The organism is Brakhagea slesvicensis (assembly GCF_052161625.1).
Classification (GTDB): domain Bacteria; phylum Planctomycetota; class Planctomycetia; order Pirellulales; family Pirellulaceae; genus JBKCUI01.
On record NZ_CP197412.1, the window covers coordinates 4963696 to 4981362 of the forward strand.

11 protein-coding genes are annotated in these 17667 nt (G+C 54.5%); 7 read left to right on the forward strand and 4 right to left on the reverse strand.

Translation table 11 applies throughout. The features are described from left to right. Positions 1–6: 6 nt before the first annotated feature. Complete coding sequence (locus SH467x_RS18990) at positions 7–4008, reverse strand: beta strand repeat-containing protein (RefSeq protein ID WP_482368664.1); 4002 nt, start codon at positions 4006–4008, stop codon at positions 7–9. A gap of 170 nt (positions 4009–4178) precedes the next feature. Then, entirely contained in the window at positions 4179–5693 is a 1515-nt protein-coding gene (locus SH467x_RS18995; RefSeq protein ID WP_482368665.1) for a BBP7 family outer membrane beta-barrel protein, read from the reverse strand. Positions 5694–6064: 371 nt separating this feature from the next. Here SH467x_RS18995 and SH467x_RS19000 point away from each other — a divergent pair, with 371 nt between their 5' ends. The 7 genes from SH467x_RS19000 to SH467x_RS19030 all read left to right on the forward strand — a co-directional run bounded on the left by SH467x_RS19000 (position 6065) and on the right by SH467x_RS19030 (position 15169). Further along, complete coding sequence (locus SH467x_RS19000; RefSeq protein ID WP_482368666.1) at positions 6065–7015, forward strand: DUF1559 family PulG-like putative transporter; 951 nt, start codon at positions 6065–6067, stop codon at positions 7013–7015. 66 nt (positions 7016–7081) lie between these two features. After that, complete coding sequence (locus SH467x_RS19005) at positions 7082–7558, forward strand: hypothetical protein (protein ID WP_482368667.1); 477 nt, start codon at positions 7082–7084, stop codon at positions 7556–7558. Positions 7559–7699: 141 nt separating this feature from the next. Then, the gene (locus tag SH467x_RS19010) at positions 7700–9028 is read left to right on the forward strand and encodes a hypothetical protein (protein ID WP_482368668.1); all 1329 of its coding nucleotides are present in this window, start codon (positions 7700–7702) and stop codon (positions 9026–9028) included. A gap of 341 nt (positions 9029–9369) precedes the next feature. Then, positions 9370–11025 carry a DUF1549 domain-containing protein gene (locus tag SH467x_RS19015; RefSeq protein WP_482368669.1) on the forward strand — a complete coding sequence of 552 codons (1656 nt, stop codon included), beginning with the start codon at positions 9370–9372 and terminating at the stop codon, positions 11023–11025. Between the two features lie 118 nt (positions 11026–11143). Then, positions 11144–12388: a DUF1501 domain-containing protein gene (locus tag SH467x_RS19020; protein WP_482368670.1), complete on the forward strand. Its 1245-nt coding sequence runs from the start codon at positions 11144–11146 to the stop codon at positions 12386–12388. Between the two features lie 11 nt (positions 12389–12399). Next, positions 12400–12939, forward strand: coding sequence for an RNA polymerase sigma factor (locus SH467x_RS19025; protein WP_482368671.1), 540 nt, complete (start codon positions 12400–12402; stop codon positions 12937–12939). A gap of 61 nt (positions 12940–13000) precedes the next feature. Next, positions 13001–15169, forward strand: coding sequence for a DUF1549 domain-containing protein (locus SH467x_RS19030; protein WP_482368672.1), 2169 nt, complete (start codon positions 13001–13003; stop codon positions 15167–15169). Between the two features lie 64 nt (positions 15170–15233). Here the strand turns inward: SH467x_RS19030 and SH467x_RS19035 are convergent, their stop codons facing one another. Together SH467x_RS19035 and SH467x_RS19040 are read right to left on the reverse strand one after the other, a co-directional pair. Beyond that, entirely contained in the window at positions 15234–15743 is a 510-nt protein-coding gene (locus tag SH467x_RS19035; RefSeq protein ID WP_482368673.1) for an OsmC family protein, read from the reverse strand. 2 nt (positions 15744–15745) lie between these two features. Then, positions 15746–17587 (reverse strand): AI-2E family transporter, encoded by a 1842-nt coding sequence (locus SH467x_RS19040; protein ID WP_482368674.1) that lies wholly within the window; start codon positions 17585–17587, stop codon positions 15746–15748. Positions 17588–17667: the final 80 nt, after the last annotated feature.

Here is a 17667-nt window from a genome sequence, read left to right on the forward strand (position 1 = left end):
GTGGGGTTATCGCGTCGACGAGGACAAGAACAATCGTTTACTAAAGACCCGAACGAAGCCCACATTGTTGGCGGTCGAATTGGTCGCTGCAAGCGGAATGGCAGTGATCTGTCGAACGCCTGCTGTGCCACCCGTTGTCCCCGGGTTCGCTGCTTGGAAATTGAAATCGTTCGGATTGCCCGACGTCACCGCGTAGGTGCCGGCTGCGACGTTGGAGAACGTATACTCCCCGTTTGCATTGGTGGTCGTCGTTTGGGTGATCGAAGTCGATCCGCCGGTGGGGGTGCCCGTCAGCGTCACGGTTACTCCTGCGATTCCGCTCTCGGTCGATTGTCCGACACCGTCTCGGTTGCTATCGACATAAATGCGTCCCGTGATGTTCGAGGGAAGAGGTGCAGTCAGAGTGGTCGATGCCGTCGAGGTGTTGTTCGTCGAGACGGTATCGTTGGCAGCAGTCACCGTCACGGTGTTCGTGATCGATCCCGTGGAGCTGGCAGAGACGGTGGCCAAGATCGTCACCACTGCCGTTTCGCCTGGAGCCAGGGTTGGAATGGTGACGGTAGCCGAGTTGTTCGCACCGGAGGCGACTGTTCCTGCAGCCGTGGACCCGATCAGCGATGTTCCGCTAACAAAGGTGACCCCGGTGGGGAGCGTATCCGAAACATTCACCGAAGTGGCGGATGATGGACCGTTGTTGGTTACATTCATCGTGTAGGTGATCGTGCTTCCAGCAGGAAGGGTCGATGGTCCAGTCTTGGTAACCGCGACATCGTTTTGCTGCGTGAGCGTCGTCGTCACGGTAGAAGCATTGTTCGTGTTCGGCGTTTCGACCGTTGCGGTATCGGTGGTGCTAATCACCGCGCTGTTGACCAGTGCTGCGGTGGTGCTTGGCAAGATCGCTGCGACAATTTGTATGGTGTTGTTGGTAGCACCAGAGGCCAGGGCACCAATCGCGAGAACCAGGTTATCGGGATTGGAAGCGTTCGTATCCGACAGGCTGGCTGGGATCGTTACAGGGGACCCATTCACCGTAGCGCTGATAATACGAAGCCCATCCGGAATGTCATCCGCGACTTGCACATTCACTGCATCCGAAGGACCGTTGTTCACGGCGGACATCGTGTAGGTAATCGTATTTCCGGAAACGGCGGTCGCAGGTCCCGTCTTGGTCACAGCCAAATCGACTGTTCTCGGAGCGTTCGCTGCAACGCTCGCGGAGTTATCTGAAGTGTCCGCTTCAATGTTCCCGGTCGTGTCGGTGGCTGCGATGGTCGCAACGTTGGTAAAGGTCCCTGCCGTCCCGGGGAGTACAACACCGATGATGGTGATCGTGGTTTGGTTGGCAGAACCGACATCCAGGTTGCCAACTTCGATGATCAAATCATCTGGATTGGAGGCTGTGGTGTCCTGCGCGGAGGCTGGAATGGTAATCGTATCGGTGCCGTCGGACGACGTTGCACTGATGATTTGGATGCCATCCGGGAGATTGTCCGTTACACGAACCGTCGTCGCAGCCGAGGGGCCATCGTTGGTTGCGACAATGGTGTAGGTGAAGGTAGAGCCAGGTGCAGCTGTCGCGGGCGTTGCCGTGGAGGCAGGATTCGTCGTGATCGATTTGGTGATTGCCAAGTCGACGTTTCGAGCAAGCGGTGTATTGGCGTTAGCGGTGACACCTGCGGAGTCATCGGAATCAGCCGATCCGGTGTTTGCAATTGCAGATCCCGTGACCGAGTTGAGAACGGTAGCAACGATGGTTACCACCACGTCGGTGTCGGTGCTTGGAGAATCGACGTTCACGTTGGCAACGGTGACTTCAATGCTATCCGGGTTCGATCCGGTTCCCTGGGTTCCCGTCGCGGTCCCAACGTTGCTGGTAACGCTGACCAGATCGAGGCCGGCCGGCAAAATGTCATTGATGACAACGTTGCGCGCGGTCGATGGTCCTGTGTTCCGCATTGTCAGCGTGTAGGTGATGTTGCTTCCCACGACGGCGGTGGTTGGGGTAGCCGTTTTGGTCAGTTCGAGAATGGCGTTTCGAGTAACCGGCAGGGAAAGTGAATCCGTATTGGGAAGCGTGGTTAGTTCCGTACCGAAACCTGCGATCGTGACCGTGTTTTCAATCGATTCCGGCGTACCGGTTCCGACCGTCTCTGGGAGAACAAAGGCAACCACCGTGATGGTGCGTTGTGTGGTTGCGCTCGCTGCCAAATTGCCGACTTCGATTACGATATCATCCGGATTGGCGGCCGTCGTGTCTTGGGCGATCGCTGGAATCGTGATGACATCCGTCCCGACGTTGGAAGTGACCGAGACGATTTGGATACCGTCAGGGATGTTGTCGGTGAGGCTTACGTCCGTCGCGGGAGAAGGACCATCGTTGCGAGCTGCGATCGTATACGTGATCGTCGTACCAGCGGGAGCGGAAGTGGAGGTGGACGTCTTCTCCACAGTCAAGTCGTATTGGGGAACCAAGCCGATATCGTTGCTCAGATCGGTGTTATTGTCGGTATCTCCATCGTCCGTTGGTGCAGCAGCCGCTGCCAGGGTGACCAACGCGGTCACGACCCCAACACCGGTGATGTTGGCGGCCGTATTCGCGTTGTTCGATTGTCCTGCAGGGGTGGTGGAGCTAGCGATATATCCCGCCGCCGCTTGGCCGGTTGCAAACTGGCTCGCGGGAATCACCACGAAGTAGCTACCGGGCAGAACGTTGGTGAACAGATAGTTTCCGCTGCTATCGGAAGTGGTGGTAATCGGATTTCCAGCGCTGTTGGTCGTCTGCTGGTCAACACCGTCGTCGTACGTGCCGTTGCTGTTGGTGTCGGTGAAGAGCTGGAGTGTGACGTTGGCCAATCCGACGTCCGGGTTTGTGCCGGCGGAGTCAAACAACCCGTCGTTATCGAGATCTGCGAAAACCAGATCCCCGATGGACATGGGGGATAGGTTCGCGATGTCTTGGGTTAAGACGGTGGGACCAAACGTCTCAATCAAGTCGATCGTGACGTCGGCAGCATCCGGTCCGGTTACTTCAAAGGTGAGAGCCCCGACATCCTCAAAATCAGCACCGGTCCCGGCGCTGGTGGTGAAGTCTGCGAAAAGAATCTCCAGCGTGTCAGTAGGAGCGCCACCCGCAGTCGTTGGGATTGCGACTGTGCGGCTCGATGCGTTCGCTCCGCTGTTGACGGTGATCGTGATCGAAGTGCCTGCTTCACCACCAATCGTCAATCGGAATCCATTGGCTGTTCCGCCAGAGGTCAAATCAATCCCACCGAGTCCGTCATTGTCGAGCAGCTGCGCATCTCCATCGGCTCCGTCATAGACGATTTGTCGAACACCGTTGGCTCCGGCCCCCACATTGAAGACCACTTGGTTCGTTGTCGATGGGTTATCGACTTCGATACTCAAGCTTCCCGATGTCGCATTCGCAAACAGATCACGTTCGCCACCCAGCGCTTCGGTAGCAGCCAGGGCATTGAAGTCAGGGTTGGTTCCTGAAGTCGATGCGGTAACGGTCTGCGAAGTGTCGTTAAATGAATCGATCGTCTGAACGCTTACCCCGGCGACTTGACCTGCCGAAACGTTGATCGTCTGAACTCTCGCATTGGATCGCTGAATCAAACTGCCGGACGCGGATGTCTGAACCACATAATAGGTGCCGGCTTGATTCACGGTGAAGGAATAAAGCCCGGTCGTTGCTGCAGAAGTCGTGGTTCCGACCAGGACATCATCGCCAGACGCCGAGGTTCCGGCCCCGCTGTCGTAGGTAGCGTTGCCACCATCACGAAACAAGGCGATCGAGACCGCTGAGAGTCGGGGGTCCGCGCCGTCGATATTGTTATCGGTTAGGTCATGGAAGACAGTACCGGTGATATCCGCTGCCATGAGGGCGCGGCCTTCCAGCATCTCCATTCGCAGTCGTCGCTGAGATCGAGCGCGTGAAACTTTGTGAACTTGCTTTGCTCGATTGCCACTCAAAAGCTTGAAGATTTGATTCCAGAGGCTTGCCATGTCCCGCTTGCTCCATCCCAGTTGAATCTACAGGAAGCGGAACCTCTGGGTCGTTATAGGTTCGAACGGCTTCCTTGCCTTCACTACTAACTCTGAAACGGCCAAAGGCTGGTTGAATTCTCAACCAGCCTTCTCAGGTGTTTAGCTCGCTATTGATTGCTTTTTGCTAGCTACCAGCGATAGTCGCCACCGAGGCTAAGGCCTTGGATCAAGTAATCGGAATCTTGGAAGGCAAACCTGGGGTTCAAGAATGTAGTTTGTGTCGGATTTTCGGGAGGAAGGAGGTTGGGATTAACGGATGTATCGATTTGGTCCCCTGGGCGAACTACGTTGCTCCAGTAGATGAAGGTGTAGCCGGCGGTGAGTCGCAGCCGTTGGGTCAATTGATAGCCAACCGTTGCACCGAGCTCAGGCACGACTCCGAACTGATCGCGAGTGTAGGTACCGATATTGGTTCGTTGTGCTAGCAGTCCTCCGTTGGCGGTGGTGGTCGCTCCGTTTGCCGTCGTTTGGGTGCTTCCCGCGATGGAGACCATTTGCCGAGTGTTCCCCAATCCTAGCCGCATGTAGGAATCGAGCGACCAGTAGCCGCGGCGACCTTGCCACATCACACCCAGCTCCGCACCGTTGAATTGATTGCGAGTTCGGAAACTGTCGTTGAGAACAAAGCTACCTGGGTTTGCCGTGTCGAGCGACGAAAGATCTTCGCGAATTGCTAGCCCTTCTTCAAGTTCGAAGTATCGCCATCCCAAGGTCGCATCGATCCGGCTTTGGGCAGGAACAGGGCCGCAGGTGAGGGGCGAGATCCCGCAACCGCTGCTGCAGCAGAGTTGGCGGCGAAAACGAACGGCTGCACCCGTGAACTGCGATTCTGCTTCGGTTCGGATGCGCCCGGAGACAACGCTTGGAAAAGCGACCAGCTCAGCGTCTTCGCGGCCCGTCAGAACATTGTAGAAAGGACGAGCGAGGATGGGGTTACCGTTGGAGTTTCGGTCGAACGTTTCGCTTTCATTTGCCGTTCCGACGTATTCTCCTTCGAGTCCCAGGTTCGGATTGTTCACAAACCACCAACCGAAGCGAACTCGCATTCCGTTGAGGCGGTCGGTCAAGATGTTATTGTCACCGCCGTAGAGGGTCGTTGCACTGGGCAGGACCCCTGCGGAGGCTTGTGCCGTCGGGACCGGCGAGGTGGTCACCAGTGCCGGGGATTCCATTCCCGAAGCGTACCACATCAGATATTCGACGCTTGCCCAGCCGTGCGATGGTAGGCAGATACAGAGCTGGCGACCGTCGAATCCATAGGGATTGCAAAGGTCGAACTCGAACGGGCTTCCTACTCCACAGGTCGAGCAACCGTCCCCATCGCACGACGCGCAGCCCGCGCCAACAGCAGCGAGACCAGCTTCGGGCGAGTAGCTATCGCCGATCACCATCGGCTCTGCTGTGTCTTCGTAAATCACTTCCCCGTCCAATGGGGCAGATTCCAGGAGGCTTTGGTCAGCAACCAATCTGGCTGGGACGCGTCGGCTTGGAGCGGGGCGAGGTACGTTACTCGATCGAACGGTAACTGCATCACCACCACTCCTCACAGACGAAGTCGCAGCTAGACGCGTTCCTTGGTTTTGACCCAGTGCAGTCCCCCCTGCAACCGTCGCAACGAAAAAGAGTGCGAGTAAGCGATTCACGACGTTCACTTCCATGTTTAGAGGTCGATTCTGCGTAGGCGTTAGTAGTTACGCAGAAGGTAAAGTCTTCTCGATCGGAATAGTCCGGCCGATATTGTCGTATCGGACAGCCCAACCGGCAGACTTGATCCATTCCGAAGATTTTTCCAATTGGGAAAAGTCATCCCAGATTGCCTGCCTTGTCTTCTTCACGCTTTCTTCGCAAAATCTTCACAAACCATTTGACGTAAGTTGCGTTCCGCCACTATTCTTGTGAATCGATCACCCTTAGTGGTGCGGCAAGGGAAGATTCGCAGCCATGCCGAACCTCTAGATCGAGTTCCGCCCTCCCCCCCTCCCATTCTCTCCCCTCCTTTGTTAGGAACCTGTCTATGGTCCGTCTGCGGTACCGTTCTGCTCGCGGTTTTACCCTCGTTGAGCTCCTTGTTGTGATTGCCATCATTGGGATTCTCGTGGGCCTTCTTTTGCCTGCCGTTCAAGCGGCGCGCGAAGCGGCTCGACGGATGCAATGCTCCAATAGTTTGAAGCAGATTGGACTGGCGCTGCACAACTACGAGAGTTCATTCAAGTGTTTTCCGTCCGGCAACATCGTGCGAGTAGGTAGCCCCATGCGGGGTGACGGATGGACGTGGCATTCCCGCATCTTGCCGTTTCTTGAGCAGTCAAACCTCTACAACCAAGTGGCACCTGTCATGGGGACGGACATTGGAGGAGAGACATCCGCCGAGCAAACGCTTGCGGGGCGAACGACCCGGCTTCCATTCTTTCAATGTCCAAGTCACCCTGATGGGGTGCAGAACCCGTCCAAGAGTGGATATCAGCTGAGCACCTACAATGGCGTCTGTGGCAACACCACATTCAATGACGATCAACTCGATGCAGCTACCGACATCGGTTACAACGGCAACGGGATTTTCTTCATGAACAGTCAAGTCAAATTTGGAGGTATTCCAGATGGGACGTCGAACACGCTCATGGTTGCTGAGGTGCAGGATGAGTTGCGAGGCGCCCCCAACTCCAATCGAATGCCCGGGAGCGATCGCCGCTATAACTTCTCCGGCAATAGCGACAACAATCCCCCTACCGACATCTCCGAGTATTTGGTTGGGATGGAAACGGACGACCCCATCAACGCCAACACTCGCGATGCAACTGGTTTCTTCAACAACGATGGCGAATACGCAGGCAGCTATCACACAGGCGGGGCGCAGTTCGCGATTGGGGATGGATCCGTTCGATTTATTTCGCAGAACATCAACATGACCACCTATCGCGCGCTTTCCACTCGCAATGGCGGTGAAGTATTCGATGGAGATTTCTAAAGAGGCGATTCCCAAGAAGAATATTCCGTCGCCTCGTTTTCACTCATTCAAGTTTGGAATTGGTACATGATGTTTTCTGTTCGACATACAATTGGTTTACCCTTTCTTTCTCTAGCAGTCTTTTGTGGTTGCAATGGATCGCAGTTCAAAGTGGCTCCCGTAGAGGGAGTCGTTCTCTGCAATGGCGCACCCGTCACTTCGGGCTCCGTTTCGTTCAATCCGATTTCGGCTGACAACAGTCTGGAGTCAGGCAAACCCGCCTCCGCGTCACTCGGCCCTGACGGCCGGTTTGTTCTGTCCACTTATGGCAGGTTCGATGGTGCCATCGTTGGCAAGCATCAAGTTGTTTATGTCGGTGGCGAGGACGAGGATTCCGAGGAATCCCAGGGGGTGAGCGACGAAGACTTGGCCGCCAACGGTGGTAAATCTGCTAAACCGCAATCGGCTCCGAAGGCAGGTTGTGTTCAGAAGGGTGAGATTGTGGTCGAAGTCGTTTCGAGCGGCAAAAATGACTTCACCATCGAGCTGAACTCAAGCAAATAGCGTTGAAAGGGCGGTTTTAAATCCCCATCTAACGACTGGAAAGCGGCGAACGAACTCCGATCGAGATCGTTCGCCGCTTTTTCTTTTGGTGCAGTCGACCCTTTGAGGCGCGAGGTCGCTTATGCTGAAGGGTGCAAACGAGTGGTTGAGGGAACACATGCCTTGGGGGATAATGGTATGGGTGCGATTCGCAAATTGATCGTATGGGGTGGGGCAAGTCTTTGGTTCGGTTGGCAGCTTTGTTTTGGTCAAAGTTTGCCGCTGGCGTTCTCGGAGCACGACTCCACTTGGAATGAACTCATTGCAACGCAAAGTCTTGATGCTTGTACGAAGCATTTCGAAGCGGAGCTTCAAAGGGATCCGAGGGATGAATCGGCTCGGTGCTTGTTGGGAATCACCCAAGTGCTCCATGCCGTAGAGAATCTTGGACAAGCTTGGTATCGCTTTGGTGTACGAGATCAGTCCTTTCTCCAGTTTGTCCCGTTTTTTCGGCTACCGATTCCCAGCAACTCCGATCCTGAATTGGTCACCTACGACAAGGTCCGATTTGCGTTGGAAGAATTTTCCAAGGAGATCCGATCCGCCCAAGAGTCCTTAGGGCAGCCCACTGCTTCCGATTTCAAGCTTGTCTTGAGGATTGGGAAGGTTCGGTTCGATTGGAACGATGACGACAAGCGGTCATCCGGAGAAACGTTTAAAGCGATGCTTCAGGAGATCAGTCCTGCCGCCCTTCGAACAGCCGGCGAGGAGATGGAGGTTGGGATCGATGGTGCAGATATCGCATGGCTTCGAGGGTACTGCCATGTTCTCTTGGCGCTGAGCGAAATCATTTTAGCGCATGATCAGAAAGAGCTCTTTGAACGGTGCGGCCACTTGTTCTTTTCCAGAGTCGATAGTCCTTATTTGCTCACGCAGCATCGTCATGCGGATGGGGGCTTCGACACGGCGTTCATCACCGACTTGATCGCCGCGATCCATCTCTGTCGCTTCCCGTGTCGCGAACCAGTGCGCATGCAGAAAGCGCATGATCACCTCTTGGCGATGGTGCGAGAGAGCCGGCTGTTTTGGAAGCTCGCGACCGACGAGTCGGATGATGATCGAGAGTGGATTCCCAACCCAAGGCAAACTGGCATACTTCAAGTGCCCGTGAATCAGGAGTTGGTGGCGGGCTGGACCGCGGTATTGAACGAGCTAGAAGCCATCCTCAAGGGTGAAAAATTGGTGCCGTATTGGCGGATCTACCCGAACCGCCGGGGGAACAACGGCCCCATCATTCCCGACGAAGGGACCGGAATCAATATTCGCCGTGTTTTCTTAGAGCCTCGCGAGTTTGACCTGGTATTGATGGTGCAAGGCTCGGGATGGGAGGACTATCTGGAGGATGGAGAGCTCTCGACTCCCCAAGCTTGGGAGCAGCTGACCCGGGTATTCGGCGGCCGTTTTTTTGGCTTTGCGGCTTGGTTCAACTGAAATGACATATGCTTGCTGATAGCTAAGGATCTTGCGGGTACGAGATCGAAACGATTGTATCGTTTGGGGGAGCTGGCCGAGGAAGTTCGCTCTTTGCCGAATGGTAGAATCAGGAAGATTATTAGGGAAACTGAGTACAATAAGCAGCAATTCCCTGCTTGTGCCCACAGAGAGTCGTTACTCTTCCCCATCCGTTCTAGAGAAAGCACATGATGGCTTGGTCGCAGAATTGCAATCCCTTTCGAACCCCGTCGGGTCGGCAAATGGTATTCGCTCCCCGTTGTGCGCGGGTACGAAATCCCGTTGTTGGGAGCGATCGAACGATTGCGAGCCGATTCGCGATGCCGTTGTTGGTGTGGGGCGCGGTTTTGGGATGTTTGATACCCCACGCAGCCGGCGCGGATAAGCCTGGGGCGGTGACCTTGCCCCCTCAAGTCGAAAAAATCGACATGGCGATGCAGGCGGGGTGGGCGGACGCGGGGGTGAAACCGTCGCCGGCTGAGGACGAGCTCAAATGGTGCCGCCGTGTTTATTTGGATTTGATCGGTCGCATACCAAGCTTCGAGGAGTTGGGGGAGTTTGCCAAAGACAAGACCCCTTCGAAGAAGCTCAACCTAGTTCAGAAACTTCTGAATGACGATCGCTACACCGAGGAATATGCGAATCATTGGGGGACGGTTTGGACCAACACGCTCATCGGTCGCAATGGAGGCATGGAAGATCGAACGCTTACCGATCGATCCGGCATGCAGAAATATTTGCGCGATGCGTTTGCGAGAAACAAGCCATACAACGATATGGTGTACGAATTGGTAACAGCGACGGGATCGACGAAGCCGGGAACAGAGGGTTTCAACGGAGCGACCAATTTCTTGGCGATGAAAGTCAATGAGGAGGATGGTACTCAAGCAACTGCGGCCGTGTCCCGAATTTTTTTAGGGTTGCAAGTCCAGTGTACCCAGTGCCACAACCATCCGTTCAATCAGTGGAAGCAGCAAAAGTTTTGGGAGTTCAACGCTTTCTTTCGGCAAACCCGAGCGTTGCGAAGATTTGTTTCGGGTACTCGAGATGTGGACCATGCGGAGTTGGTCAATCAGGATTTTTCCGGAGAGGGGGGGCGTCCCGATCAAGCGGAGATCTATTTCCAGCTTCGCAATGGCTTGACCAAGGTTGCTTATCCCGTGTTCATCGATGGAACCGAAATCGGGAAGAGTGGATTCGTAGTGCAAGTCAATCGCCGCGAGGAGTTGGGGAAGCTCATGCTGCAGAGTCCGTTCTTGGATAAAGCGATTGTAAATCGAATGTGGTCCCATTTCCTTGGCTATGGATTTACCAAGCCGATCGATGATATAGGCCCCCACAGTCCGACCTCATTTCCAGAGTTGTTCGAGGAGCTCTCGAACGATTTTCGGAACTCAAGTTACGATCTCAAGCAGTTGATGGTTTGGATCACCATGTCGCAACCGTATCAGCTTTCGTCGCGCATGACGAGCAACAACGAGACGGATGATCCCAGTCAAGGAGAGACACCTAAGTTTTCGCACTTCTATACTCGGCAGATGAGTGCCGAGCAATTGTTCCAGTCGTTAGCGGTAGCAACTCAAGCCAATCGCAAGGGGAGTTTGGAGGAGCAATCGCGTCGTCGTGACGAATGGATGAAGCAGTTCGTGGTCGCATTTGGGACCGACGAAGGGGACGAGACCACGACGTTCAATGGGTCGATCCCTCAGAGTTTGATGATGTTTAATGGGGAATTGATTCGAGAAGCGATTTCGACCGAGTCGGGAAGCTGGCTCGGATCGATTGCGCAGCAAAAAGGGAGTGTCGCGGATAAAGTCCAGGTTCTGTTTTTGACAGGCCTGGGAAGGCGACCACGCAGTGAAGAGCTTTCCATTGCCAATCAGCTTCTGGTGGCTCGGAAGAATGATATGGGAGGCATGTTGCAGGACCTTTGGTGGGCGATTTTGAACAGTAATGAGTTCATCTTCAATCATTGATCGGTCCGTTCGGGCCTCACCAAACCAAGTAGATATTTCCAAAGTCTCATCGTCTAATCAGCAATCTAGTCAGCGAAGGCAGTTACTTATGTGGTCACGATTTGCAACACCAGATGGAATGAATCGTCGGCACTTCATGTCGCACATGGCTGGAGCCGCGACGATGATGGGAGCGTCTTTATCATTGGGACATTCCCTGCGAGTCCACGCAGACACGTTGAAGAAGAACCGCAAATCCTGCGTGTTGCTTTGGATGGGAGGTGGTCCAAGTTCGATGGATATTTGGGACTTGAAACCGGGCACCGACAATGGTGGTCCTTTCAAGACCATTGCCACGTCGGGGGATGTCCAGATCTGTGAGCACATGCCGTTGATGGCAAAGCAGATGCATCACATGGCGATCGTGCGATCGATGAGCACGCGTGAGGCAGATCACAACCGGGGTAGGTATTACATGCACACCGGATACGTGCCAGACGCGAACGTGGATTATCCAAGTTATGGTGCGGTGATCGCGCATGAGTTGATGGTTCAGCGACCTGAATTGGAGATTCCTCCGTTCGTATCGGTCGGTGGGGCAAGCGAAGGGCCTGGGTTTTTAGGGATGTCCTGGGCGCCGTTCAGCGTGTCCAGCAACGGTCGAGTTCGAAACTTGGAGATGAGTTTGGCGAAGGATCGGCTGATGCAGCGACAGATTGCCTTGAAGACGATCGAAGACTCGTTTATCAGTCAGAAGCGTGGGGGAGTTGTTGAAGACCATCGCAAGGTATTGGGCAAGACTTTTGATCTGTTGACGAGCGCTCAGATGCAGGCGTTCGAGGTAGACAAAGAGCCAAAGGAAGTGAAGGAGAAGTATGGCGAAAACAACTTTGGTCAAGGATGTTTGCTCGCTCGGAGATTGGTCGAAGCGGGGGTTCCGTTCGTAGAAGTCGATTTGGGGGGGTGGGATAATCACCAAGGCATCTTTAGGACCCTCGAAAACGATCGTTTGCCGGTGTTGGACCGCGCCATGGCATCGCTCACGGAGGATCTCGAACAGCGAGGACTGCTCCAAGACACCGTGATCATTTGGATGGGCGAGTTTGGTAGAACTCCGCGCATCAACGCGGACGCTGGGCGAGACCACTGGGCTAGGGCTTGGAGCGTCGTCGTGGGAGGTGGTGGAATCCAAGGTGGGCAAGCCGTCGGGGGAACCAACGAAGATGGAACCGAAATCACAGGAGATCCGTATTCCTCGGAAGACCTCATGGCTTCCGTTTGTCACGCGTTAGGAATATCCTTGGAGACGACCTTCACAAGCAAGAGCGGTCGTCCCATGAAGATTGCCAACAGTGGCAAGATCATCAAAGACCTATTTACCTAACCGGAAATGCTTTGACGAGCGAACCCTTCACCTCGCAAGAATCCGAAAACGCCCTTGAACCCGAGCAACTCATTCAAGAGTATCAAGCATCGGTCTGGAGGTACTTGCGCGCCATGGGTTGTGAGCAGTCCCTCGCGGATGATTTGACCCAGGAGACGTTTATTGCTGTTTTGCGGCGTCCGTTCGTTCAGATCAGTCCTTCGGCGACAGCGAGTTATTTACGGCGGGTCGCGTATCACTTGCTCGTGACCTATCGCCGAAAGCATCGAAGAATGACAACGACGGATGTGATGGATGCGCTCGACGAGCAATGGGTTCGTTGGGCGGGAGAGGAGGGACGTGGCGGGGAAGTGTTTGATGCGCTCGCAGAGTGTTTTTCAAGACTCACGGCTCGCGCCCAACTTTCCTTGAAGATGCGATTTAGCGAGGACGCCACGCGCGAAAATATCGCACAGAAGCTCGGTATCACTGAGCATGGTGCAAAAAACTTAATGCAGCGTGCCAAAGCACAGCTGAGGCAATGTATGGACGGGAAGTTGCAAGGTGACTAAAAATCCATTTGATCCAGAGCGAAACGGAAAACCCTTCCCGCCGTCCAGGGCCGGGGAGTTCATGCTCAATTCGCTCCTAAGAGATCTGCTTCAGGGAAACACTCCCCCCGATTTGGAGCAGCGCATCCTGCTCAAGCTTCGAGCGAAGCAAATGGGGTTGGTCGAGCCCCCGCCTTCGAATAGGCGAAGACCGATCTACAACGATGACGTACTGGATGAGGCATTGGGGGCAGCACAAGCCGATGTCGAGTTTGTTTCAGATGGACAGTTCAAATCTGTCCTACATACGCGACGCCGCGGGGGCATGGCGCAAGAACCAGAAGTTCTACGAGTCCACCCGCGTGTATGGGAGTATCGTTGGGTTCGGAGGAGCGCCGCGCTCATGACCTTGGCCGCCTCTTGCGCTGGCGTATGGTTGGGGTATCAAGCACTTCTCTCCAGTCGAACCAACGAAAATAATGTGGTATCGCTCGATACTCCTCAGCTCCCTTCGATGACGAAGCGGGATGAAACCAACGAGGGAAGCCAAGGAGATCGCGTTCCTCCTCTCGAGACGAACGATGCGATTGCCGCTACACCACCGACACGATCGGAACAGGTTCCACCGAGCGATTTGCCGAGCAAGGGGGAGGACCGGTTCAAATGGGTTGTTGCTCTCCCGCAACCTTCGGCGATCCCGTTGCCGGCATTGACGAAGATTGTGGATGCGCAGCTCGACCAAGCTTGGAAGCGGGTTGGAGTTGAGGTCCGAAAAGAGCCGATCGGTGAGTCTTGGATGCAGCGGATTTCGTTGGCAGCTATTGGGCGACTGCCGACTGCGGCTGAACGCGAGGCCTTTCGAACCGACAAAGGGGGCGATCGAACCGAACGCTTTGTGACCCGTCTGTTGGACTCCGAGGAGTTTAGTATTCATTGGAGTCAAATGCTTGCGGAGCATTATCTGGGGACCGAAATCCATTCTCTCAAGAGCCAGCCCGCTGCATTGCAGCAATTCGTGGATTGGATCCAAGAGGGATTGGTTGAAAATCGCAAGATTCAGCAGTTGGAGTCTGCTCTCGCGTTAGAGAATAATGAGATCGCAGAAAGCGGATCGGATTACTGGTGGAACGACACCATGATGCGAGAGTCCGCCATCGCAGGCGATATGGAAAAGAACTCGAAGATCAAACGTCGATTCAGTTCGTTGGATGCACCGATTGTCGGAGTTGCCACGAGTCTATTGCATCGCAGCGGTAATACGATGGTTGCATGTACCCAGTGTCATGAGGCGAACGATCGCGCCTTATCGAACTGGGGAAGTGATTCGATGATGAAGCCAGATTTGTTTTGGAGCTTCCCCGCCGAACTTGCGAAGGTCTCGGCACGTCGAAAGGCACCAGTTGCCAGGAATGCTGCTCAGGAGAATGAATCATTTTTCTATGAAGACCCTGCAGGGAAGATGGTCATGGCGGAGCCGGGGCTTCCCGTTGACGATGCAGATTCGAGCCAGCGCATCAAGATTGCCGATTGGCTGGAGCAGTCTCGAGACGCACGAGCCGGTGTGGTCGAGCTTGTTTGGTCGAAGATCTTTCATCAACCTTTGGTGCCGTCATTCGGCTTGACCGAGTCAGAAGCGGCAGAGGAACGCACGGATCTCAGATCACTTCTTTGCAGCCAGTTGCAGGCTAGTGGTAGTGTCCGCGATTTAGTTGCATCGCTACTTTTGACCGATGCCATGAGGACTCCGGAAGCCAAGCCGACGGCGAGTTGGTATCTCCAAGCCAGCGACGATTTACTCACCGAGTACCATCGGCGAGCGAGGCTATTTGCTTTCGTACCCTCCGTGGCGCTGACCACATCCCAATCGGCCCGCCATACCGCGAGCGAGGTTGCCAAATGGGTTGTACCCAACAACGGGCGATCGGATGGTTCGCTCCTAGCGCAGGCAGACTTGAACAAGTCCAATGGAATAGGTTCCTCCAAGCCGATGTCGATGCAAATGTCCGACGAGCAGCTTCTCTATCTGCTTTCGGTCGCGAAGCCCTACGCGAAGTTGGAAGAGTTTGTCGAACGCGTCTCGAAGCCAGGGTTGGAGTGGAACGATCAAGTCAACCATTTGTACTTGTTGATGGACGGGCGATTTCCGAGCCGAATCGAACGAACCGATGCAACTCGCTTTTATGATTTTACAGGTGGGGATGCAAAGCAGGCTCTCAGGCTTCTAGCTATTAGCCGGCATGGGAGCTATTGAGCGGATTCGTATACCAGGTACGACCTGCTTGGATGCAGGCTCGTCGACGATCATTGGCCCATGATCATCGGTATTGAACAACGGTCTGCACCGGCGTGCTAGCTTGAAGAGTCTGGTAGATCACGCAGTAGCGCTCGGTAAGGGAAACAAGTTTTTCGATGGACTCGGTCGGCTCGGGGCTTTCGATGATGAACAATAGCTCGATGGAGGTGAGTCCGACTTGTGCTGATCGATCGACGCCGAGAGTCCCTCTAAAATCCATAACCGCGCTGGCTTGTATTTGGCAGGATTGAATTCGAAGTTCCATGTTGGTCGCGACCGCTCCCAGTGTTACGCCAGCGCATGCGGCCAACGCTTCCAATAGAATTTCGACGCTGCATGCTTCGTTTCCACTTCCACCCGCAGCCCGGTGCAACCCCGCGGTAATTGTTCCGGTGTGAGATCGAACGACACATTGTTGATCCCCCACCTTTGCGTCGGCGATGGCGAGCATCCGGATGATTGCTGTATCGGGTTGGGCTCGGTATGCTTCTTTTAGCGGTGCTTGGATCGCCTTGAGTTCTTGGAGATTCATCGCTAGGTGGCCTCAGGGGTCGCTTTGGGGTTAGCCTCCGAATCGGGGAGGTTCTTCGAGGGCTTGGATTTGAGTTTGGGTTTCCGAATCATCACGCTCAGGTCCCGAATATCGGCTTCCGTTATATCGGAACCGTCATCTTGTTTTTTGAACTTCCCAAGCTCTTGTCGAAGAATTCCGAGCAACGTCTGCAGTAGTACGACGGCCATGGGACCGATGAGGATACCGATGGGCCCTAGGGCTTGGATTCCCCCGAGCACGCTCAGCAGTGCGAGCAGCGGGTGGAGTTGGCTTTGACCGTGCAGCACCAGCATCTTTACGACATTGTCGACGCTGGCAACTACAAGGGAGCCCCAAATCCCGAGCCCGATCGCGGCTGTGAGATTCTCTTGGTAGACGGCGAGATAAAAACAGACAGGCACCCAAACGATGGCGGGGCCAACGAAGGGAACCAACGCGCACGTACAAGTGAGAGCGGTCAGAAGAATCAGAGAGGGCATACCCACGAAGTAGTAGCCAATCCCTGCAGTAAGTCCTTGTAGCAAGGCAGAAAGAACAGTCGCCAAGACGATAGCCCGGGAGATACGATCGAATTCTGCGAGGAGTTCGAGTTCATATCGATCGTCCAGGGGGCTCAGTTCCATGATGCTGCGAATCATCGCAGGACCATCGCACAGAAAGAAGTAAAGTGACAGAAGTAGGATCGCCGCTCCGATACCTAGCCTGACGAGAAATGCGGCCGAGTCCCCTGTAACCGAGAGAAGTTTGGGTTGTAGGTATTCGATGGTGGACTGCGTCACCATTCGGACTTGCTCGGGCGTCGGGTTGGCAAGCTCCTTCAGCAAACCGAGCCACTCACCTCCATACAACGTTTCCTTCGCTGAGGACCATTCCTGAGAAAGGCTCAGCGATTCGCGTTGGAGTTCGACCATGTCTACCGCGGTTCCGGATGCGAGCCTATCCAATTCAGCCAGCATTCGATCTTTGGATTCCATCCATTTGATCGCCGTGTCCATGTATTTGGTTCGCGATTGCTTGATCGATTCCAACTCATCGAGATCAAAGCCGTTGAGTTCCGGCAGCTTGCTCGATCGCACTAATACAAAGCTGTCATCGACGGCCGGCTTGGTCGCGATTCCTGGCTCGGATTGCGGCAGCGAATCCTCGTTGGGAGGACTCGGTTTGGAGCGTCCTGTGATGACACCTTCCAGAAGTTGATCGGCGTCGAGGAACACTTTGTTTAGCTCCGAGTGAAGGCCAGTTTCGGTGGAAGCGGCACCACGCGAGTCCAAGATCTGGCGTTCTATTTCCCGAAGCGAGAACTCGCGAAGTCGTGGAATGAGTTCGTCAAGCTGCCGCCGGATTACTTTGATGTCACCCTGCACCAAACCTGATGGCTCCATAAGTTCCTTGAGAACCCGCTGCGTGGTTACTTCATTTTGGATGTCATCGATTTTGTTTTGTATCTCGCGTACGATATCAGCGTGGGGGTACTCCAGGTTCACCCATTTGTTCTTTCGAAGTTGCGCTAGTCCAACTTGGATGCTGGAAGGAATGCGAGCGACGTCTGCGACCAACCCGGCACCTTGAATCGCCGCCATCGTCAAGACAAGCCCAGCAGGGAGGAGGACTATCAAAACAATCAATGTCGTCGTGATTCCCGCGCTGACATGGTCTCGCTCACCCACTTTGGCACAGACCCAACGATGCAAAGGCCGAAAGACGACCACCAATACTGCAGCTAAAAAAACGGGTATAAAAAAACCGATCATCACCTTGTAGAACAAGGCCCCGATGACCACGATGATTCCCAAAAGAACAGCAAACGATATATAACGAGCCATTGTCAGCACTTCAAGGGATTAGATTCGTTGAAAAAGAGGCGTCGCAGCCTCTCAAAGTCTATCGAAAGCCTGTGCTTGAC